We start from the raw sequence: 20,674 nt of genomic DNA, 5'->3' as shown, positions 1-20,674 counted from the left end.
GCCACCGTTTCGGTCCCGCGACCGGGCGGAGTGAGCCGAGGCGTAGTGGCTGATGCGTGAACCCGGAAAGCGGGTTGCGCCGGCGCAGGTTAGCGACCCTGCCGGCCCACTCCGTTTCCTCGTTTCGACCAGTATCCCATCCACCTTCGGGAGGAGTGCGACGACGTCGCCGACGAAGAGGATGTTTCACGTGAAACCTGACGTTTCACGTGAAACAGAGAACCCCCGCCGGTGTCGTTTCACGTGAAACAACGCCGGACGGAGACGCCGGACCGGGCGTCACCCGGGCGGACGGGAGATCACCTGTCACAGTGACGAAATGTCATCGGGTGGATGGAAGGGCGGTTGACGCGAAAGATCCGCGCTCCCGGACGAATTCCGTCATTGATCCCAACGGCCAAGGTAGGCAACAACTTCGGACGAAACCGGGATCAAAGGAACGACAGACGGCGGACTTCCGCGCGGTCGCGGCGGTGCAGAACCGGAGTTCGCTGTCGAGGAGGGGATTTCCGGGCGCGGCGCACGAGGAGAGGGGCGGGCGATGCAGGGGCCGACAGGATGCGGCCTTCCGCGTCACGCCATCGGGACGCGGGGGCCGGATCGCACGGGTTGCAGCGAAAACAGTGGCATTTGCTCGAGAGGACCGTTCAGCTCGAGAGTCTCGAGTCGCGCACATCTCGAGTCGGCGCACTCGAGGCGGTGGGTCGCTCGAGTGGGGGAGGGGAGTGGTTTCACGTGAAACCTGATCAGCGCTTCTTGCGTCGTCGCGCCGGCCGCGGCATTCGCTCCGCCTTCACGACGAGGGTGGGGGTCTCGAGCAGACCCACACCGCACTCGAGGACCTCGAGATTGCCCGCACCGAGACGAGCGAGTTCGTCGCGATCGCGTTCGATCTCCTCCGCCGCGCTGGAGCCCTTGAGCGCCAGCATCCGTCCGCCCTCGTGTACGAGCGGCAGCGACCACTTGGCGAGCTTCGCCAGCGGCGCCACCGCACGCGAGGTGACGACGTCGGATCCGCCGGCTTCCTTCACGACGCCGGGCTGCTCCGCACGGCCGCGGATGACGAGCACGTTGGTCAGGCCGTGCGTTTCGACGAACTCGGCCAGATACACCGACCGTCGCAGCAGGGGTTCGACGAGGGTCACGTGCAGATCGGGGCGGGCGATCGCCAGCGGGATACCCGGAAGCCCGGCGCCGCTGCCCACATCGACGACACGTTCGCCTTCGTCGATCAGTTCACCGAGCACAGCACAGTTGAGCAGGTGGCGGTCCCACAGGCGGGGGACCTCGCGCGGCCCGATGAGTCCGCGCTCCACACCGTCGGTAGCGAGGGAGTCCCGGTACTGCTCGGCAAGACCGAGTCGCTCACCGAAGACGCGAACGGCGATCTCGTGGATGCGCGTCTCGTCCTGTTCCACGTGAAACATCCTCTCCCGACGACACTGGCCTCGAAGAAAGGAGGGATCCCGACGCACCCGCCGAGATCCCTCCCACTCACTGCTGTCCGGTCGATACTGCTGGCCGGTCAGTTCTTGACGACGACGACCCGGCGCTGCGGCTCGGCGCCCTCGCTCTCGCTGGACACACCCTCGATCTTGGCCACGGCGTCGTGGACGATCTTGCGCTCGAAGGGCGTCATCGGGGTCAGCTCCTCGCGCTCCCCGGTCTCGAGTACACGCTTCGCGGCGGCCGTGCCGAGCTGGCTGAGCTCTGCGCGCTTACCCGCCCGCCACCCCGCGACGTCGAGCATCAGCTTGCTGCGCTCGCCGGTGACCTGCTGCACCGCGAGGCGGGTGAGCTCCTGCAGGGCATCGAGCACCTCGCCGTCGCGGCCGACGAGCTTGGACAGGTCCTTGCCGCCGTCGATGCTCACGACCGCACGGTCACCCTCCACGTCGAGATCGATGTCGCCGTCGAAGTCCAGGACGTCGAGCAGCTGCTCGAGGTAGTCACCGGCGATTTCGCCCTCCTCGATCAGGAGATCGTCCTCGGAGTCGGAATCCGCATCGAGATCCGGCGTCTCGGTGGTCACGTCGGCATCCTCCTGTGCCTTGTCCAGGTCACTGGCCATGATTCGCTCTCTCTTCTTCGGTCAGCGCCGCTTGCGCTTGGAGTTCTTCGAGCCGCTGGGGCGTTTCGATCCGGCGACGTTCTTCGGGCCTCCGGCCGGCGGGGCGGACGGCTTGGCACCGCCGGAGGTGTCGTCCGCGGCCGGCTTCTCCAGCGAGATCTCCGAAGCCTCGGCGGCGCCGGCGGCAGCGTCCTCCCCGGTGGTGGACGGAGCCTTCTTCTTCGCGGCCCGATCGGGGCGGGCACCGGGCCTGGGGGCGTTGTCGCTGCGGCGTGCGATCGCGGCCTGCTTCTTGGCCTCTTCCTCCTGGTCGATCTTGCGGAAGACGATGTGCTGCTGGGCGTAGGTCCAGATGTTGTTGCTCACCCAGTACAGGAGGATGGCGATCGGCAGGAACGGGCCGCCGACGATGACGCCGAGCGGGAACACCCACAGCGCCAGCTTGTTCATGATCGCGGCCTGCGGATTCGCCGCAGCCTGCGCGCTCTGCCGCGCGACGGACGCGCGGGAGTTGAAGTGGGTCGCGATGCCCGCGACGATCATCAGCGGAATCGCCACGAGCGCGATGTCGAGGCGGGAGGGGATGCCGCCGAACGGCTCGAACGCCACCAGCGACGCCTCGGGCTGGGTGATCCACGCCGAGATCGGCGCGCCGAACAGGCGCGCACTGAGGAAGGACTGCACGTCCTCCGGGCTGAACGCATAGTTGCCGAGCTGGGCGTTCTCCTCCGGCGACAGGCCGAGCTGACCGAATCCTTCCCCGGTGCGGTTGAACGAGCGCAGCACGTGGAACAGACCGATGAACACCGGCGCCTGCAACAGCACCGGGAGGCAACCCATCAACGGGTTGAAGCCGTGTTCCTTCTGCAGCTTCTGGAGTTCGACGGCCTGCCGCTGCCGGTCGTTGGAGTACTTCTTCTGCAGCGCCTTGATCTGCGGTTGCAGTTCCTGCATCTGCCGCGTCGTCCGGACCTGCTTGACGAACGGCTTGTACAGGATCGCGCGCAGCGTGAAGACGAGGAACACCACGGACAGCGCCCACGTCGCGCCGTCGTCGGGCTCCAGTCCCGGCAGGGCCGTGAAGGCGTTGTGCCAGACCCAGAGGATCCAGGACACGGGATAGTAGATGAAGTCGAGCACGGCTCTATGTACTCCTCAGGTCGTCCAAGGTCGCCACCCAGCGGCGTCGGTCCGAAGTCTTCAGTGCCGGTCAGGGACCCCGGTCGACCGATCGATGCCGCCGCTCGGGCACCGGATCCCAACCCCCAGGGTGCCAGGGCGCACATTTGAGCAGGCGGACGACCGTCAGCACGGAGCCGACCACGAACCCCCGGGTACGCAACGCCTCGACGGCGTATTCGCTGCAGGTAGGGGTGAAACGGCAGGTCGGCATGCGTGTCGGAGACACGTACGTGCGGTAGAGCTCGATGCAGAAGATCAACATCCGGGCCGGCGCGGAGCGCACCGACCGCAGCACGCCGCCCGCGTTCATCCCGGCCGCCGCGCCGTCGCGACCAGGCCCAGTCGGGCGAGGCCGGAGCGAACCTGCCGGTCGAGTTCCTGCGAGGAGGCCGAGGCGGCACCCGGAAGCGCCCGGACGACGACGTCTGCGCCGGCGGGAACCTCGTCGACGAGAGTCGCACAGATATGACGAAGCCGGCGTGCGACTCGATGTCGAATCACCGCCGGCCCGACAGCCTTGCTCACGACGAATCCGAACCGCGGACCGCCGAAACTCACCACCAGCTCGGCCTGCTCCCGCTCGATCGCGTGAACGACCAGATCTCGCCGTCCCTGCCGGCGGCCACGACGAACGGTCTCGGAGAAGTCCGCGCGGCGCCGCAGGCGATACGGCTCAGGTAGCACCCCGAGCTCCCGGAATCGGGGATCAGGCGGTGAGCGAAGTGCGGCCCTTGCGGCGACGCGCCGACACAATCGCGCGACCCGCACGGGTCCGCATCCGGAGACGGAAGCCGTGAACGCGCGCGCGGCGTCGGTTGTTCGGCTGGAACGTCCGCTTGCCCTTGGCCACGGTCAACACTCCTCGAAGTTCTATGACGCCGGTCGGCGTCCTCGGTCCAACGTGTACGGAAATCGCATGACACGTGCCGTACGCGAAAAATACTGCGTGGCAGCACGGATCCGTCACTGCTGTATGAGTGACTGTTCGAGGCTACTCGGCGGCAAGCACGAAATCAAACCGCGCCGGCTCGGCACACGCAAGACGACACGCCGCACACCCATTTTCCCGTGCGTCACGTTCGCAACACGAAGTCGTGTGACTCCGTTCACATTCCGGTACGCTCCCGTTCATGGTTTCGCCGGGGTTGTTCCTCGTCGCCCACCACCGCGGTGAGCGGGGCCACTCGCTTCCGCCGCGCGGGCACCGGCGCTGCGCCCGGCCGCCGGTCTGCGCGCGGGCCGGCACCCGCAGTCGCTAGCCCGGGCCGCGCGCGCCGGGCTTCTCGAGACATGTCACACTGGGCACTTCGTGTCCGAGCCGGACCTCGCGTCTCGTCCTCGGTGTGCCCCGCTCTCTACAACTCCCAATCCACATCCCACAGGCCGCCACCCTGTGGTTGTCCACATCTGTGGATAATCGTGTGGAATTCGGATCGAGAGAACTGGGGAGGACGCGACGTGAACGACGAGCCGAACGCGCTGGCCGACGTGTGGCCGGACGTCGTCGCGGAGCTGACCGCCGACGGCGAAGGCCTCAGCAAGGGCCAGAAGGCGTGGCTCGCCCTGGTCAGGCCGATCACCCTGGCGCAGGGTTTCGCCCTCCTGTCGGTTCCGTCCTCGTTCGCGCAGGAGGCCATCGAGCGGGATCTGCGCGAGCCGATCCTCCGCGCGCTCCACCGCACCCTCGGGCATCGCGTCGAAGGACTCGGGGTGCGCATCGAGCCCTCCGCGGCCGTCGACGATCCGGCCGAGGACCCCTACGCCGTGCCCCGGGACACGCTGCCCCTCGAGGGCCTGCCGCCGGACCCCCGCGCGCCCGAGCCCCACGCGTTCGATACGCGGCCGATTCCCACCGGACCGCGCGAGACCGGCCCCCGCGACATGGTGCATCCGTTCCGGCGGCGCCGCCCCTCCTCCCTCGACCACGGCATGCTCGAGGTCGACACGGGCGAACTCGAGGAGGTCGACGACGACCGGGAGGCCATGACCGCGGTCCGGGAGTCGTGGCCGTCCTACTTCACCCAGCCGCCGCCGCCCGCCGCCGCGGCACCGACCGGCAGCAGCAGCCTCAACGCGAAGTACACGTTCGACACGTTCGTCATCGGAGCGTCGAACCGGTTCGCCCACGCGGCCGCGGTGGCGATCGCCGAGGCGCCCGCCCGCGCGTACAACCCGCTGTTCATCTGGGGTGCCTCCGGCCTGGGCAAGACGCACCTGCTGCATGCTGCCGGGCACTATGCGCAGCGCCTGTTCCCGGGGATGCGGGTCAAGTACGTCTCCACCGAGGAGTTCACGAACGACTTCATCAACAGCCTCCGCGACGACCGCAAGGTGGCGTTCAAGCGCAGGTACCGCGAGACGGACATCCTCCTCGTCGACGACATCCAGTTCATCGAGGGCAAGGAAGGTATCCAGGAGGAGTTCTTCCACACCTTCAACACCCTGCACAACGCGAACAAGCAGATCGTGGTGTCGTCCGACCGTCCCCCGAAGCAGCTCGCGACGCTCGAGGAGCGCCTGCGGACCCGGTTCGAGTGGGGCCTGATCACCGACGTCCAGCCGCCCGAACTCGAGACCCGCATCGCGATCCTCAGCAAGAAGGCACGCATGGACCGGCTGGACGTGCCCCACGACGTCCTCGAGTTGATCGCCAGCAGGATCGAACGCAACATCCGCGAACTCGAGGGTGCGCTGATCCGGGTGACGGCCTTCGCGTCCCTCAACCGGCAACCACTGGACCTGACGCTGGCGGAAGTGGTGCTGCGGGACCTCATCCCCGACTCGACGGCTCTCGAGATCAACTCGGCCACCATCATGGCGGTGACCGCCGAGTACTTCGGCATCTCGATCGACGACCTGTGCGGGCCCGGCAAGGCGCGGCCGCTGGCCCAGGCGCGACAGATCGCGATGTATCTGTGCCGCGAGCTCACCGACCTCTCGCTGCCCAAGATCGGGCAGACCTTCGGCCGGGACCACACGACGGTCATGTACGCGGACAAGAAGATTCGCAAGGAGATGACCGAGCGGCGGAAGGTCTACGACCAGGTGCAGGAGCTGACCGCGCGCATCAAGCAGCGCTCCAAGCGCTGAGCCGTACCGCCCTGCGGCAGGGGCCCGGACGATCGCGTCCGGGCCCTTCGTCGTATCCGGAGACGGGCCGGCGGTGGGCGGTGGGTGTGATTCTCGAGACGGATGGGCAGTGACTCACACTTGTGGACAACCGTGTGTACAACGTGGGATCTTTGTGGACGGACGGTGTACCGATGTTGAACACTCTCGAGATGTCCACATCTGTCCTCGAGAATTCCTCGAGTTCATCCTCGAGAGCGCGGGGCTCGAGAAGCCCGCCCCACCAGCGTAGACGGTCGTTCGTCCACAGATTCCACAACCCCTATTACTACTTCTGTGTTTTCTCTCGAAGACTCCTCTTTCAAAACAGGCTTGTGGAGGACTCGAGTGCACAGGGTCTCGAGAGCCGCGTTCCCCTCGAGCCTCCGGCTTTCCAAGTGCTCCACGAGCGCATACCGTGGAGCGACGTCCCCACTGCCGACCTCGGTGTCGGGGTCCTGTGCCAGACTTCGTTGAATCGATCGACAGCCATCAGAGCGAAAGGATCCGCCGGGCGATGGAGCTTGGAAGCATGAAGTTTCGTGTCGCTCGCGAGGACTTCGCCGACTCCGTCGCGTGGGTTGCGCGCAGTCTTCCGTCGCGGCCGCCGGTGCCGGTGCTCGGCGGCGTCCTCCTCGGCGCGGACGAGCAGGGACTGACCGTCTCCGGATTCGACTACGAGGTCTCCGCGCAGGTCCATGTCTCCGCAGAGGTCATCACCCCCGGGCAGGTACTCGTGTCGGGCCGCCTGCTCGCCGACATCACCCGCGCGCTGCCCAACAAGCCCGTCGACGTGGTGCTCGACGGAACGCGGGTGCTCATCAACTGCGGTAGCGCGAAGTTCTCCCTGCCGACCATGCCGGTCGAGGACTACCCGCAGCTGCCCGAGTTGCCGCAACAGACCGGTTCGCTGCCCGTGGAGGTGTTCGCCGAGGCGATCAGCCAGGTCGCAGTCGCGGCCGGCAAGGACGACACCCTGCCGATGCTGACCGGTATCCGTGTGGAGATCGACGGCACCCACATGGTGCTCGCGGCCACCGACCGGTTCCGCCTCGCGGTCCGCAAGATCGAGTGGATGCCCACCGCCGACGCCGCGACCGCCGCGGTCCTCGTGCCGGCCAAGACTCTCTCCGAGTCGGCGAAAACCGTTGGTGGATCTTCTAATTCGCCCGTCCAGCTCGCGCTGGGCGCCGGTTCGTCGGTCGGTGCCGAGGGCCTGCTCGGCATCGTCGCGGACGGCCGGCGCACCACCACACGCCTCCTCGACGCCGAATTCCCCAAGTTCCGCCAGTTGCTGCCGACCGAGCACACCGCGATGGCGACCGTCGACATCGCGCCACTCGTGGACGCGATCAAGCGCGTCGCGCTCGTCGCCGAGCGCGGGGCACAGGTGCGGCTCGAGTTCACCGAAGGCGGGCTGCTGTTGTCGGCCGGTGGCGACGACGCCGGGCGCGCGGAGGAGTCCCTCGCCGCGGAGTTCCAGGGCGAGCCGCTGATCATCGCGTTCAACCCCGGGTACCTGCTCGACGGCCTCGGCTCGCTGCACAGCGAGAAGGTGTCGTTCGGCTTCACGACGCCGAGCCGTCCCGCGGTGCTGCGACCGGCGCTCGAGGACGCGCCCGAGCCCGACGCCTCCGGTACGTTCGCCGCCCCGGACAGCGACTACACCTATCTGCTGATGCCGGTGCGCCTGCCGGGCTGACCCGGGGGCAGGAAACGGTCGGGGCCCGTGTACGTTCGCACCTTCTCGTTGCGCGACTTCCGTTCCTGGGAAGCCGTTTCGCTGAATCTGGCACCGGGGCCGACGGTGTTCCTCGGTCGCAACGGGCACGGCAAGACCAATCTGCTCGAGGCGCTCGGCTACCTGTCGACGCTGACCTCGCACCGGGTGTCCGGCGATGCCCCGCTGTTCCGGAGCGGGACGTCGCGCGCCCAGGTGGGTGCGGTCGTCGTCAACGGCGGCCGGGAACTGGGGATCGACGTCGAACTCAACGAGGGCCGGCCCAACCGGGGCCGGATCAACCAGTCCCCGACCCGGCGGCCGCGCGAGATCCTCGGCATCCTGCGGACGGTGTTGTTCGCGCCGGAGGACCTGTCGCTGGTGCGGGGTGACCCGGGTGACCGGCGCCGGTTCCTCGACGAGCTGCTCGCGACCCGCATCCCGCGGATGAGCGGGGTCCGCGCCGACTACGACAAGGTGCTGCGACAGCGCTCGGCCCTGCTGAAGACGGCCGGGGGCGCGCTGCGCCGCGGCAGCCGGTCCGGCGACGGGGCGAGCGCACTGGCGACGCTCGACGTGTGGGACGGCCATCTCGCGGCGCACGGGTCCGAGTTGCTCGCGGCCCGCGTCGCGCTGCTGCACGAGCTCGCCCCGCACGTCGCCGAGGCGTACCGCTCGATCGCCCCCGAGTCACGGCCGGCGCTGCTCCGTTACCGCACCACGGTGGGCGAGGTGCTGCCGCCGGAGTTCGCCGACCCGGCCCGCGCGCCGCGATCCGACGACCGTGAGGTGATCGAGGCCGCGTTCCTGACCCGGCTGGCGCAGGCGCGGACGAAGGAGATCGAGCGGGGCGTGTGCCTGGTGGGCCCCCACCGCGACGAGCTCGATCTGATCCTGGGTGATCAGCCGGCCAAGGGCTTCGCCAGCCACGGGGAGTCCTGGTCGTTCGCGCTGGCGCTGCGCCTGGGCGCCTTCTCGCTCCTGCGGGCCGACGGCACCGATCCGGTCCTCATGCTGGACGATGTGTTCGCCGAGCTGGATCGGCGTCGCCGCACCGCGCTCGCCGCCGTCGCGGCCTCGGCCGAGCAGGTACTCATCACCGCCGCGGTCCCCGAGGACGTGCCGGCGGAGCTGGCCGCGGTCCGGTTCGGGGTGCGGGCCGAGGACACCGATCGGGGACGGCTCTCGATGCTGACCCGGCTCGACGGCGGCGATCCCTCACAGCCGGATCTGGACGGAACCGTGGACGGAGCACTGCGATGAGCACCGAGAACCCGGGCGAACAACCACCCGAGCCGCCGCTGCGCGGGATCGACCTGGCCCGTCGTGCGCTGGAGGAGGCCCGTGCGGCCGCGAAGGCGAGCGGGAAGTCGGTGGGGCAGGGACGCGCGTCGCGCGGGGCGCTGCGGCCACGGCGCCGCCGTCGCGGCTGGTCGGGCCCGGGCCCCGACGAGCGGGACCCGCAGCCGCTCGGCGCGCTGGCGAACTCGCTGGCCAAGCAGCGGGGATGGTCGGGGCGCGTGTCGGAGGGCACGGTGCTGGGCAGTTGGGCGCGCGTGGTCGGCGACGATATCGCCTCGCACGCGTCGCCGACGACGCTGCGCGACGGGGTGCTGCACGTCTCGGCGGAGTCGACCGCGTGGGCGACACAGCTGCGCATGATGCAGGCACAGATCCTCGCGAAGATCGCCGCCGCGGTCGGGCACGGGGTGGTCAAGGAGCTGCGGATCACGGGGCCGACGGCGCCGAGCTGGCGTAAGGGGGAGCGGCACGTCCGCGGCCGCGGGCCGCGGGACACGTACGGCTGATCCGGCCCTGGATTTATATGTAACCCGATGTTACGTTGAAATCAGCCGGTTGTGCGCTGCCGCACACGTCCGCATCGGGAGGTACGTCCATGTCCACATCACTCATCGAACCGGACCGCGTCCTGCTCCAGGCCCGCAACGTCGAGTTCGACTGGAGCGCGCTGCCCCTGCACTGGGTGCCGGGCGATCCGTTCAGCACCCACGTGCTCAACGTCCTGCATCTGTTGCTGCCGGCGGGGGAGGAGTGGTTCGTCGAGACGTTCAAGGAGGCGCTGCCGCTCATCGAGGACGAACAACTGCGCGAAGACGTCGTGGGATTCATCGGCCAGGAATCGGTGCACTCCCACGCTCACCAGGGGGTACTCGAGCAACTCGAGTCGAAGGGTCTCGATCCCACCCCGTTCACGGACCAGATGCGGTGGCTGTTCGGCCGGCTGCTCGGCCGGCGACCGCTGACCGGACTGCGCGCGGAGAACTACCTCGTCGAGCGGCTCGCCATCATCGCCGCCGTCGAGCACGTCACGGCGTTCCTCGGGGACTGGGTCCTCAATGCGAAGGGCCTCGACGCGGCGGGCACCGATCCGACCATGCTCGACCTGCTGCGCTGGCACGGCGCCGAGGAGGTCGAGCATCGCAGCGTCGCCTACGACGTGATGCGCTACTTCGACCCCGGGGAGGCCCGGCGGATCCGCACCCAGCTCCTCGTCACCCCGGTCCTCGTGTGGCTGTGGATCCGCGGGGCCCGATTCCTCATGGCCCACGACCCGGACCTGGCGCGTGCATCGAAACATGTTCGTGCACCTCATCTTTCGGATTGGCTGGCGGCGAGTCGCCGTGGCACGCTACCCGGCCCGGTGGACCTCGGCAGGCGCATGTCGCGGTACTTCCACCGCTCGTACCACCCGAGCCACGAGGGTTCGACCGGTCAGGCGGTCCGCTATCTGGCGTCCTCCCCCGCGGCCCGGGCGGCAGCCCGATGACCGGGGTGCTGCCGCGGCACCGTCGCCCGTCGGACCTGCACGGGCGGAACCGGACCGACCGTGCGATGGGCCTGCTCGGATCCGTCGTGGAGAGCTACCTGCGTCTCGTCACGGCTCTCGGCTACGACGGCGCCGCCGGTGCCGGGGAGCCCGACCTGCAGCTGAATCTGGTTGTCACCGAAAAGGACCCGGTGACGGCCGACGGCGACGTGGTGCGGTTGACGCTGCGCGCCCCGGGCGGCGCCGAGCTGCCGGCGTGGCACCCGGGTGCCCACCTCGACTTCCATCTGCCCTCCGGGCGGCAACGGCAGTACTCGTTGTGCGGCGATCACGAGGACCGCACCCGATACACCGTCGCGGTTCGCCGGCTCCCCGGCGGCGGGGGAGGGTCGCTCGAGATGCATGCCCTCGAACCGGGTGACCCGGTGGCCGTGCGCGGTCCGCGCAACGGGTTCCCGTTCGTCGCCGAGGGTGCGGCCCTGTTCGTCGCCGGCGGGATCGGCATCACTCCCGTCCTGGCGATGACCCGCGCCGCGGACCGTGCCGGAATGGACTGGCGGCTCGTCTACACCGGGCGCACCCGGGCCGCGATGCCGTTCCTCGACGAGATCGGAACATGGTATCCGTCAAGGGTTTCCGTACGCCCGGACGACGAGTACGGCACGCCGACGGGCGCCGACCTGCTCGCCGGCGCCCCCGCCGGCGGGGCCGTCTACTGTTGTGGGCCCACCCCGATGCTGGACGCGGTGCGTGCCGGCATCGACGCCACGGGAGCGTCGGCCCTGCACTTCGAGCGGTTCGGCGCCCCACCCGTCGTCGACGGCCGGGCGTTCGAGGTCCAACTGGCGAGCACCGGAGAGGTGCTCGCCGTCCCGGCCGACGAATCGGCGCTCGAGGTGATCCGCCGGCGCCGTCCCGGCATCGGCTACTCGTGCCGGCAGGGGTTCTGCGGAACCTGCCGGGTGCGGGTCCTGTCCGGCACCCCCGACCACCGCGAGAACCGGCTCACCCCCGAGGAACGTCGCGAGGAGATGCTCGTCTGTGTCTCGCGCGCCGACGGTGGCCGGCTCGTACTCGACCTCTGAGGGAGAACATGACCACTCGTACCGTCACGAACGGAGCCGTCCGGCTCCACGTCGTCGAGGAGGGCAACCCACAGGGGCCCACCCTCGTGCTGGTCCACGGCTGGCCCGACACGCATGCCCTGTGGGACCGCGTGGTGCCCGCGCTGGCCGGCGACTTCCGGATCGTCCGGTTCGACAACCGCGGTGCCGGCGCCTCGACCGTGCCGCGCGACGTCGCGGCCTACCGGCTCGAACTGCTCGCCGCGGACCTGTTCGCGGTGATCGACGCGGTGAGCCCGGACGCGCCCGTGCACCTGCTCGGGCACGACTGGGGGTCGGTGCTGGGCTGGGAGGCCGTGTGCGAACCCGCGGCGGCGGAGCGGATCGCGTCGTACACCTCGGTGTCCGGGCCGAACCTCGACCACCTCGCGCTGTGGATGCGTCGCCGGCTGGGCGAGCGGCGCCCGCTCGGCCCGCTCGAGCAGGCCGTGGCGTCGTCCTACACGGTGCTGTTCCAGACCCCCGGCCTGCCCGTGCCCGCGCTGCGGTGGTGGTTCTCCCGGCACTGGCCGGGATTCGTCGGGTTCTTCGACCGCTCCGACCCGGCCCTGATCGGGCCCGTCGCACCCACGCTCGCCGACGACATGGTGCACGGCCTGAAGCTGTACCGGGCGAACCTGCGCCGGCGGCTCCGCGCGCCGCGCGAGCGGCGCACCGACGTCCCCGTTCAGCTGATCCAGGGCCTGCGGGACCGGGCGGTGCGGCCGGTCGGGTACGAGGACACCGAGAAGTGGGTCGCCGATCTGCGCCGGGAACCGCTCGACGCCGGGCACTGGTCGCCACGCTCGCATGCCGGGGAGCTCGCGGCCGCGACCGCGCGCTTCGTGCGCGACGTCGAGGCGCGGCACACTGTCCGAACCTCGTCGCCCTAGCGATTCACCCTCCCGCACTCGCGACGCCGCGCCTGCGGGCCGGTGAGCGGCGTCGGCGGCCCGTCCTGTGTCGGACGGGGCAAGTACGCTTCCGGGCAGTAGGATGAATTCCGAATGCGTGCGCGTGTGCGCGAGACCCAGGCGGAAGAAGGAGAGCTACCAACCCGTGGCTGCCCAGAAGTCGAACAAGAGCAACAGTGAGTACGGTGCTTCCTCCATCACCGTCCTCGAGGGTCTCGAGGCGGTGCGCAAGCGCCCCGGCATGTACATCGGTTCCACCGGTGAGCGCGGCCTGCACCACCTGATCTGGGAGGTCGTCGACAACTCGGTCGACGAGGCGATGGCCGGCCACGCCACCAAGGTCGAGGTGACCCTTCTCGAGGACGGCGGCGTGCAGGTCGTCGACGACGGCCGCGGCATCCCCGTCGGAATGCACGCCTCCGGCATCCCGACCGTCGAGGTCGTGCTGACCCAGCTGCACGCGGGCGGCAAGTTCGATTCCGATGCCTACGCCGTCTCCGGCGGTCTGCACGGCGTCGGCATCTCGGTGGTCAACGCGCTGTCCACCCGGCTCGAGGTGGAGATCGACAATGCCGGCTACCACTGGGAGCAGACGTACCTGTCGTCGAAGCCCGGGGAACTGATCAAGGGCGAGCCCACGAGGGCCACCGGCACCACCGTCCGGTTCTGGTCGGACCCGGACATCTTCGAGACCACGACCTACAACTTCGAGACGGTTGCGCGGCGCCTGCAGGAGATGGCCTTCCTCAACAAGGGCCTGACGATCACGCTGACCGACGAGCGTGTCGCCCCCGAGGAGGTCACCGACGAGGTCGTCAGCGAACTCGCCGAGGCACCGAAGAAGGCCGAGGAGCAGGAACAGGCCGAGGCCGAACAGCATCACAAGGTCAAGACCCGCGTCTACCACTACCCGGGCGGCCTCGAGGACTACGTGCGGCACATCAACCGCACCAAGCAGCCGATCCACAACTCGGTCGTCGGCTTCACCGCGAAGGGCACCGGCCACGAACTCGAGGTCGCGATGCAGTGGAACTCGGGCTACTCCGAGTCGGTCCACACCTTCGCCAACACGATCAACACCCACGAGGGCGGCACCCACGAGGAGGGCTTCCGCGCGGCCCTGACCTCGGTGGTCAACAAGTACGCGAAGGACAAGAAGCTCCTCAAGGACAAGGATCCGAACCTCACCGGCGACGACATCCGCGAGGGACTGGCCGCGATCATCTCGGTCAAGGTCGGCGAACCGCAGTTCGAGGGCCAGACCAAGACCAAGCTCGGCAACACCGAGGTCAAGTCGTTCGTGCAGAAGGCCTGCAACGAGCACCTGTCGCACTGGCTCGAGGCGAACCCGGCCGACGCGAAGACCATCGTGACGAAGGCGGTCTCGTCCGCGCAGGCCCGGGTCGCCGCCCGCAAGGCGCGTGAGCTGGTCCGGCGCAAGTCCGCCACCGATCTCGGCGGGCTGCCCGGCAAGCTGGCGGACTGCCGGTCGAACGACCCGAGCAAGTCCGAGATCTACATCGTCGAGGGCGACTCTGCCGGTGGCTCCGCGAAGTCGGGGCGCGACTCGATGTACCAGGCGATTCTGCCGCTGCGCGGCAAGATCATCAACGTCGAGAAGGCGCGCATCGATCGCGTGCTGAAGAACAACGAGGTCCAGGCGATCATCACCGCCTTCGGCACCGGTATCCACGACGAGTTCGACATCGCGAAGCTGCGCTACCACAAGATCGTGCTGATGGCCGACGCCGACGTCGACGGCCAGCACATCGCCACGCTGCTGCTGACGCTGCTGTTCCGCTTCATGCGTCCGCTGGTCGAGCATGGCCACGTGTACCTGGCGCAGCCGCCGTTGTACAAGCTCAAGTGGCAGCGTTCCGAGCCGGAGTTCGCGTACTCCGACCGGGAGCGCGACGGCCTGCTCGAGCGTGGTCTCGCCGCCGGCAAGAAGATCAACAAGGACGACGGCATCCAGCGTTACAAGGGTCTCGGCGAGATGAACGCCAAGGAACTGTGGGAGACCACCATGGACCCCAGCGTGCGCGTGCTGCGTCAGGTGACGCTCGACGACGCGGCCGCAGCCGACGAACTGTTCAGCATCCTGATGGGCGAGGACGTGGAGGCACGTCGCAGTTTCATCACCCGTAACGCCAAGGATGTTCGCTTCCTGGACGTCTGACCGGGTTCCACGGCGCCGGAGAGGGCGGCGGAAGGGGTGTGTGACGAGGTTCACACCACCGCTTTCGCCGCCCTTCGGCGCGTCGGGTGCGCGTTCGCGGGCCGCGAATGTTACTGGTCGGTAGAGTTTTCGGCTCGGTGACCGGCTCGAGGCGCGACTCCCGCCGGTTCCGGGAGTGGTCGTGCTCCTTTCGTTATCCGCACTCGGACGGATATGGTGCGTGCACTCAGGAACGTCTCTTCCGACCACTCCACCCGCAGCCGCACCTCCTCGACACCGAGCGGTGTGGCGCGGGTGTGGGTCGGCGGCGGGAACCGGGTGGAAAGTGAGCTGTGAAGATGAGTGACGAATCGCCACCTCGGCAGCGGTGGTGGAACATCGAAGGGTGGGGCCTTCGCTGGAAGGTGACCGCCGTTCTCGCCGTTCCCGTGACCGTGGCAATGGTGCTGGGCGGCCTGCGCGTGCAGCAGGAGCTCTCCAACGCCGTCCACTTCTCGTCCGCTGCCGACCAGGTGGCCGTCGTGCCCGACCTCGTCGACTTCGGTACCGCCTTCGGTACCGCCTCCGCGACGCTGGCCGCCGGCACCGGCATCACGAACGAGATCGAGAACCTCGACGCGACACTGGAACGCGTCCGGGCGGTGTCCCAGAACCCGGAGTTGGATCCGGTCATCGCCGCGGACCTCACCCGCACCGTGGCCGCCGCCGAGGCGCTGCGAGACCGTATTGCGGCCGGCAACATCCCGCTCCCCGAGCTCAACGAGCAGACCAATGCCATCCGCAAGGACCTGATCCGCATCGTCGAGGCGATCGTCGAGCCGATCGAGGATCCGTCCGTGCTCGCCGAGGGCACCCGGCTCGTCGACGCCTGGGCGTCCCAGCGCTACCTGTTCGATCAGGTGATGGGCATCGTGGCGATCCTGCGGGACCCGGACCAGCCGGGCACCACCCTGGTGTCCGCGTCCGGCTCCGAGCTCGCCATGCTCGAGACGCTCGCCCGGTCGTATCCGGCGTCCGACGCCCAGATCCAGGAGCTGCGCAACGGCGTCGCCGAGCGCACCGCGATGATCGACGCCGCCGGCGACGGACCGCTGCCCATCCTGAACCTGCGCTCGTCGCTGCTGCAGAGCGTCGAGGTCTACGGCACCCTCATCGACGAGGCGTCCGACGCGATCAGCGAGACCGTTCTCGCCCGCGCCTCCGATACCCGCTCCGCCGCCCTCCGCGACACCGCGATCGTGCTCGGCGCCCTGCTCGCCGCGCTCGTCCTGGCGCTTCTCGTGTCGCGGTCGCTCGTCGGCCCGATCCGCCGCCTGCGCTACGGCGCTCTCAAGGTCGCCCGGCAGGAACTCCCCGACGCCATCGACCGCATCAAGGTGGGTGACAACGTCGAGGACATCGAGTTCACGCGGGTCCCGGTGCACACGACCGAGGAGGTCGGCCAGCTCGCCCGCGCCGTCGACGACATGCACGGGCAGGCCCTGCGCCTCGCCGGTGAGCAGGCCCACCTCCGCCTGCAGATCAACGACATGTTCGAGACCCTCGCCCGGCGCAGCAAGTCGCTCGTCGAGCAGCAGCTCGGCCTCATCGAACGACTCGAGTACGAGGAGAAGGATCCGGCCCGGCTCGAGAGTCTGTTCCGCCTCGACCACCTCGCGGCGCGCATGCGCCGTAACGGCGACAACCTGCTGATCCTCTCGGGCACCCGGATGCGGCGCGGCCACTCCGCGCCCGTACAGCTCGGTGACATCCTCCGTGCCGCGATGTCCGAGGTGGAGGACTACCAGCGCGTCCAGATCGGCTCGACGCCGGAAGGCGCACTCAGCGGCACGGTCGCCACGGACATCGTCCACCTGCTCGCCGAGCTCGTCGACAACTCGCTGCGGGCGTCCCCGCCGGACAGCACCGTGACGTTCAGCTTCGCACGGGCCGTCGACGGTGGCCTGCTCGTCGAGATCGCCGACCGCGGTATCGGGATCCCGGCCGAGGAACTCGACGCGATCAACGAGCGGCTTGCTCTCGGTGGCGAGGTCGGTCCCGACACCGCCCGCCACATGGGTCTGTTCGTGGTCTCGCGCCTCGCGGCGCGGCACGGCCTCACCGTGCGGTTGCGCCCGACGTTCGACACCGCGCGCAACCCGGGCATCACCGCCAGCGTCCACATTCCCGACGTGCTCCTCGTCTCGCCGCTCGCCCTGTCGCAGACCGGGCCGCAGCCGCGCATGGGCGAGGACGGCCGTCCGGCCGAGGCCCTCGCGCCGCGGCCACCGCGCGACGTCGCGGCCCCGGCCCTGCCGGAACGCACCCCCGCGCCGGGATCGCCGCTGCCGCAGCGTCAGCCGGCACCCGTTCCCCCGGAGCCGTCCGCGGGTCTGCCGCAGCGTCAGCCGGGGACCACTCCGGGTCTGCCGCAGCGCCGCCCCGGCTCGACTCCCGGTCTGCCGCAGCGTCAGCCGGGTGTCACCCCGAGTCCGGCGCCGCGCCAGCCCACGCCGCTGTCGGAACTGCCCCGGCGGCAACCCGGTCCGACGCCGGTCCTGCCGCCGCGCCGCTCGGAGACGGTCTCGTCTGCTCCTGCTCCCGCCGCGTCCGCTCCGGCCTCGCCCGAGTCGGCTCCGTCGTCCGCGGGCAGCGGTCTGCCGCAGCGCCGGCCGGGGGCCACGCCGGGCCTGTCGCCGCAGCCGGTTCCGGTCACCGCGGGCAATGGTCTGCCGCAGCGCCGGCCGGGGGCTACGCCGGGCCTGTCGCCGCAGCCGTCCGCTGCTGTGCCGGGGAACGGTGCTTCGGGCAATGGTCTGCCGCAGCGCCGGCCCGGGAGCACTCCCGGGCTGCCGACGCCGCCGGCCGCCGCCGATTCCTCCCTGCCGCAGCAGTATTCCGAGCAGGCCGCAGACCCGTCCGCCGGCCACGGCAGCGCAGCAGCCGACGGGCAGCCGGGCCGCGCCGCACGGCATCGGTACCGGACGAACCCGGCCAAGACGGCCGCGTTCTTCCAGCCGCGGCCCGACGTCAACACGCTGCGTCCGGGTGCCGGCACGCCGATCTTCGCCGACATGATGTCGAGCTGGCTCGTCGATCCGACGAGCCTGCCGGAGGACCGTCGGCCGGAGTGGAACTCGCGGGCGGACGTCGGTTGGAGGGCCGCCCAGGAGGCGGCGCAAGCCCCGGTGGAGCAACTCACCACCGCGGGTCTTCCGCGACGTGCACCCGGTCATAGGCTGGTGCCCGGTGCGGTCGCCTCCCCGGCGACCGGATCTGTGCCGGCTGTTCGGCGGCGCGACCCGGAGGCCATCCGGGCCAACCTGAGCCGTCACCAGCAAGGGGTTCGCAACGGGCGGGCCTCCGCGCACGCGTCCACCCAGACCGACGAACAGGGAGTTCGATGAACATTGACCATGGATCCGACGTAACTCGTCCTCTGGACTGGTTGGTGTCGAACTTCGCGCGCGAGGTTCCCGGCGTCTCCCACGCCGTGCTCGTGTCCGCGGACGGCCTCCTGATGGCGGCCAGCGCACACCTGCCTGTCGACCGTGCCGAGCAGCTCGCTGCCGTCACGTCCGGCCTGGCCAGCCTGTCCAACGGCGTGTCCCAGCTCTTCGAGGGCGGCGGAGTGCTCCAGTCCGTCGTGGAGATGCAGCACGGTTACCTGCTGCTGATGAGCGTGGGTGACGGCTCGCACCTTGCGACCCTGACCGCCTCGGAGTGCGACATCGGACAGGTCGGTTACGAGATGGCACTCCTGGTCGATCGTGTGGGGGCGTCGGTCGAGGCCACTCCGCGCATCGGTCTGGGGTCCTGACGTCGAGGTGGCCATGGAAGAACGCAAGCCGGAGTCGCCGCCGGCCCAGCCCAGTCTGGTCCGGCCGTACTCACTGACTTCGGGACGGACCAGCCCCGCGGTCGAGCTGGCGTTGGAGGCACTGATCCAGGTCCTCCCGGGTACGGACGACCGTGCCCGGGACCTGGACAACATCAATGCCACGATCGTGGCTTTGTGCAGAGAGTCCCCGTCGGTCGCCGAGATCGCGGCGCGGGTGGGTGTGCCGATCGGGGTGGCGCGCGTACTCGTGGCGGATCTCGTCGAAGCCGGGCACGTACGGATCCTGGCCACCCTGAAAGACGATTCGAGCGACGCGGAGCGTCGTGAGCTGATTGAAAGGGTCCTCAGTGGACTTCGCGAACTCTAACTCCCCGAAGCGGGTGACCTCGACGAAGATCGTGATCGCCGGGGGCTTCGGTGTCGGCAAGACCACGTTGGTGGGGGCGGTCTCGGAGATCGTTCCGCTGCGCACCGAAGCGCTGGTCACCAACGCCAGCGACGGCGTCGACAACCTGAGCGCGACGCCGCAGAAGGCCACCACGACCGTCGCGATGGACTTCGGCCGGATCAGCCTCGCCGAGGATCTCGTGCTGTACCTGTTCGGTACGCCGGGGCAGCACCGGTTCTGGTTCATGTGGGACGACCTGATCCGAGGTGCCATCGGTGCCATCGTGCTCATCGACACCCGGCGTCTGGACGAGAGCTTCGCGGCGGTCGACTTCTTCGAGGCCCGGAACCTGCCGTTCATCGTCGCGATCAACGAATTCGACGACGCCCCGCGGTACCCGACCGAGGACATCCGTCAGGCCCTGGCGGTCTCGGCGGACGTGCCGATCGTCTCGATCGACGCTCGGCAGCGCGAGTCCGCCAAGTCGGCGCTCGTGACGGTCACCGAGTACGCGCTGCGCAAGCTGCACCAGCCGGTAGCGCCCTGATGGACACGCACGTGCACCTGTTCGGCATGGGCACGTGGGTGATCGTCCTGGCGTACGTGACGTCGGCGATCGGGTTGCTCGTCGGACTGGCCAGTGCCCGTAAGTCGTTGTCCGCCGGTTCGGAACGGGCGCGGCTGTACTGGCTGATGCGAGCCGCGCTCTCGACCGGGGGTGTCGGGGTGTGGCTGGCGCACTTCCTGCCGATGGCGGGTTTCACGGTGGACGGCAGCATCATCCGATACGACCTGCTCGGCATCGTCTTCTCGATGGCGGTGGCGCTGGTGTCCGCCTTCGTCGCCATGGTGGTCGTGCAGCCGAAGCGGGTGTCGCGCCGGGCCCGGCCGTCGCGCGGTGCCGTGGCGGCACGGCTGCTGGGCGGGTCGCTGGTCCTCGGCGCCGGGATCGCCGGCGTGCACTACTCGATCATGTGGGCGATGGAACTGCAGGGCACTGTCGCATACGACATGACCTACGTGGCGGCGTCCGTGGTGGCGGCCTGCCTTACCGCGGTGGTGGTCCTGTGGCTGGTCACGGTCGCCGACAGCAGGTGGATGCGGATCGTCGGCAGCATCTTCGCCGGCGCGGCGGTGATCGGCGTGCACTTCCTCGCGATGGCGGCGGTGCAGGTGACGGTGGATCCGGCGACCGCGGCGCCGTCGGGGGTCGAGGTGTTCGCCGTCCTCTTCCCGGTATTCGTGCTCGGCATGCTGATCCTGACGGTCCCGATCATGGCGTTGCTCATGGCTCCCGACCGGGTGGCGGCCGCACTGGAGGCCGAGGCCGAGGCGTGGGCGCAGCAGCACAGCCCGGCCGATCCCCGGCATCCGGCCACCTGAGCGCACGGGGGCGGGACC

At 69.4% G+C, this 20,674-nt stretch carries 19 protein-coding genes; 13 read left to right on the top strand and 6 right to left on the bottom strand.

Annotated features, from left to right (window positions below; translation table 11 throughout):
• Positions 1-746 precede the first annotated feature (746 nt).
• From rsmG to rpmH, 6 genes are all read right to left on the bottom strand, one after another.
• Positions 747-1,427, bottom strand: a complete 681-nt coding sequence (gene rsmG / locus ACWPOB_RS13940; protein ID WP_100056987.1) for a 16S rRNA (guanine(527)-N(7))-methyltransferase RsmG — start codon at positions 1,425-1,427, stop codon at positions 747-749.
• 98 nt (positions 1,428-1,525) lie between these two features.
• Positions 1,526-2,071, bottom strand: a complete 546-nt coding sequence (locus tag ACWPOB_RS13935; protein ID WP_100056988.1) for a Jag family protein — start codon at positions 2,069-2,071, stop codon at positions 1,526-1,528.
• 21 nt (positions 2,072-2,092) lie between these two features.
• Positions 2,093-3,211, bottom strand: a complete 1,119-nt coding sequence (gene yidC / locus ACWPOB_RS13930; protein ID WP_455401182.1) for a membrane protein insertase YidC — start codon at positions 3,209-3,211, stop codon at positions 2,093-2,095.
• A gap of 70 nt (positions 3,212-3,281) precedes the next feature.
• Complete coding sequence (gene yidD, locus ACWPOB_RS13925; protein WP_100056990.1) at positions 3,282-3,563, bottom strand: membrane protein insertion efficiency factor YidD; 282 nt, start codon at positions 3,561-3,563, stop codon at positions 3,282-3,284.
• Positions 3,560-3,937: a ribonuclease P protein component gene (rnpA, locus tag ACWPOB_RS13920; RefSeq protein WP_006934454.1), complete on the bottom strand. Its 378-nt coding sequence runs from the start codon at positions 3,935-3,937 to the stop codon at positions 3,560-3,562. Before rnpA ends, yidD begins: the two co-directional genes overlap by 4 nt.
• A 22-nt stretch (positions 3,938-3,959) precedes the next feature.
• Positions 3,960-4,103, bottom strand: coding sequence for a 50S ribosomal protein L34 (rpmH, locus tag ACWPOB_RS13915; RefSeq protein ID WP_006934459.1), 144 nt, complete (start codon positions 4,101-4,103; stop codon positions 3,960-3,962).
• A gap of 608 nt (positions 4,104-4,711) precedes the next feature.
• On the opposite strand from rpmH, the gene dnaA reads away from it, so the two are divergent.
• The 13 genes from dnaA (at position 4,712) to ACWPOB_RS13850 (ending at position 20,656) form a co-directional block, all read left to right on the top strand.
• Entirely contained in the window at positions 4,712-6,343 is a 1,632-nt protein-coding gene (gene dnaA, locus ACWPOB_RS13910; protein ID WP_100058259.1) for a chromosomal replication initiator protein DnaA, read from the top strand.
• Between the two features lie 535 nt (positions 6,344-6,878).
• Entirely contained in the window at positions 6,879-8,063 is a 1,185-nt protein-coding gene (dnaN, locus tag ACWPOB_RS13905; RefSeq protein WP_100058258.1) for a DNA polymerase III subunit beta, read from the top strand.
• A 27-nt stretch (positions 8,064-8,090) separates the two neighbouring features.
• Positions 8,091-9,344 (top strand): DNA replication/repair protein RecF, encoded by a 1,254-nt coding sequence (recF, locus tag ACWPOB_RS13900; RefSeq protein ID WP_100058257.1) that lies wholly within the window; start codon positions 8,091-8,093, stop codon positions 9,342-9,344.
• A complete protein-coding gene (locus tag ACWPOB_RS13895; RefSeq protein ID WP_043799108.1) occupies positions 9,341-9,889 on the top strand; it encodes a DUF721 family protein in 549 nt (182 codons plus the stop codon). The genes recF and ACWPOB_RS13895 overlap by 4 nt, the downstream gene beginning before the upstream one ends.
• Positions 9,890-9,978: 89 nt before the next feature.
• A complete protein-coding gene (locus ACWPOB_RS13890; RefSeq protein ID WP_100057590.1) occupies positions 9,979-10,869 on the top strand; it encodes a metal-dependent hydrolase in 891 nt (296 codons plus the stop codon).
• Complete coding sequence (locus ACWPOB_RS13885; RefSeq protein ID WP_455401181.1) at positions 10,866-11,954, top strand: PDR/VanB family oxidoreductase; 1,089 nt, start codon at positions 10,866-10,868, stop codon at positions 11,952-11,954. The genes ACWPOB_RS13890 and ACWPOB_RS13885 overlap by 4 nt, the downstream gene beginning before the upstream one ends.
• Positions 11,955-11,962: 8 nt before the next feature.
• Positions 11,963-12,865, top strand: a complete 903-nt coding sequence (locus ACWPOB_RS13880) for an alpha/beta fold hydrolase (protein WP_100057591.1) — start codon at positions 11,963-11,965, stop codon at positions 12,863-12,865.
• Positions 12,866-13,031: 166 nt separating this feature from the next.
• Positions 13,032-15,065, top strand: a complete 2,034-nt coding sequence (gene gyrB / locus ACWPOB_RS13875) for a DNA topoisomerase (ATP-hydrolyzing) subunit B (RefSeq protein ID WP_455401180.1) — start codon at positions 13,032-13,034, stop codon at positions 15,063-15,065.
• Positions 15,066-15,403: 338 nt separating this feature from the next.
• On the top strand, positions 15,404-18,451 hold the full coding sequence (locus ACWPOB_RS13870) for an ATP-binding protein (protein ID WP_455401179.1): 3,048 nt from the start codon (positions 15,404-15,406) through the stop codon (positions 18,449-18,451).
• Complete coding sequence (locus ACWPOB_RS13865; protein ID WP_006934478.1) at positions 18,448-18,864, top strand: roadblock/LC7 domain-containing protein; 417 nt, start codon at positions 18,448-18,450, stop codon at positions 18,862-18,864. The genes ACWPOB_RS13870 and ACWPOB_RS13865 overlap by 4 nt, the downstream gene beginning before the upstream one ends.
• A gap of 13 nt (positions 18,865-18,877) precedes the next feature.
• Entirely contained in the window at positions 18,878-19,252 is a 375-nt protein-coding gene (locus ACWPOB_RS13860) for a DUF742 domain-containing protein (protein ID WP_006934479.1), read from the top strand.
• Positions 19,253-19,265: 13 nt separating this feature from the next.
• On the top strand, positions 19,266-19,820 hold the full coding sequence (locus ACWPOB_RS13855) for a GTP-binding protein (RefSeq protein WP_006934480.1): 555 nt from the start codon (positions 19,266-19,268) through the stop codon (positions 19,818-19,820).
• On the top strand, positions 19,820-20,656 hold the full coding sequence (locus ACWPOB_RS13850) for an MHYT domain-containing protein (RefSeq protein WP_100057815.1): 837 nt from the start codon (positions 19,820-19,822) through the stop codon (positions 20,654-20,656). The genes ACWPOB_RS13855 and ACWPOB_RS13850 overlap by 1 nt, the downstream gene beginning before the upstream one ends.
• Positions 20,657-20,674 lie beyond the last annotated feature (18 nt).

It is taken from the genome of Rhodococcus sp. 2H158 (assembly GCF_053764755.1).
The sequence above is the reverse complement of the archived record's forward strand: the minus strand, read 5'-3'. Positions and strand labels throughout refer to the sequence as shown.

Coding starts and splice junctions, on each gene's coding strand:
- rsmG (WP_100056987.1), bottom strand. CDS start 1,427: ATGTTTCACGTGGAACAGGACGAGACGCGCATCCACGAGATCGCCGTT.
- ACWPOB_RS13935 (WP_100056988.1), bottom strand. CDS start 2,071: ATGGCCAGTGACCTGGACAAGGCACAGGAGGATGCCGACGTGACCACC.
- yidD (WP_100056990.1), bottom strand. CDS start 3,563: ATGAACGCGGGCGGCGTGCTGCGGTCGGTGCGCTCCGCGCCGGCCCGG.
- dnaN (WP_100058258.1), top strand. CDS start 6,879: ATGGAGCTTGGAAGCATGAAGTTTCGTGTCGCTCGCGAGGACTTCGCC.
- ACWPOB_RS13895 (WP_043799108.1), top strand. CDS start 9,341: ATGAGCACCGAGAACCCGGGCGAACAACCACCCGAGCCGCCGCTGCGC.
- ACWPOB_RS13890 (WP_100057590.1), top strand. CDS start 9,979: ATGTCCACATCACTCATCGAACCGGACCGCGTCCTGCTCCAGGCCCGC.
- ACWPOB_RS13885 (WP_455401181.1), top strand. CDS start 10,866: ATGACCGGGGTGCTGCCGCGGCACCGTCGCCCGTCGGACCTGCACGGG.
- ACWPOB_RS13880 (WP_100057591.1), top strand. CDS start 11,963: ATGACCACTCGTACCGTCACGAACGGAGCCGTCCGGCTCCACGTCGTC.
- ACWPOB_RS13870 (WP_455401179.1), top strand. CDS start 15,404: ATGAGTGACGAATCGCCACCTCGGCAGCGGTGGTGGAACATCGAAGGG.
- ACWPOB_RS13865 (WP_006934478.1), top strand. CDS start 18,448: ATGAACATTGACCATGGATCCGACGTAACTCGTCCTCTGGACTGGTTG.
- ACWPOB_RS13860 (WP_006934479.1), top strand. CDS start 18,878: ATGGAAGAACGCAAGCCGGAGTCGCCGCCGGCCCAGCCCAGTCTGGTC.
- ACWPOB_RS13850 (WP_100057815.1), top strand. CDS start 19,820: ATGGACACGCACGTGCACCTGTTCGGCATGGGCACGTGGGTGATCGTC.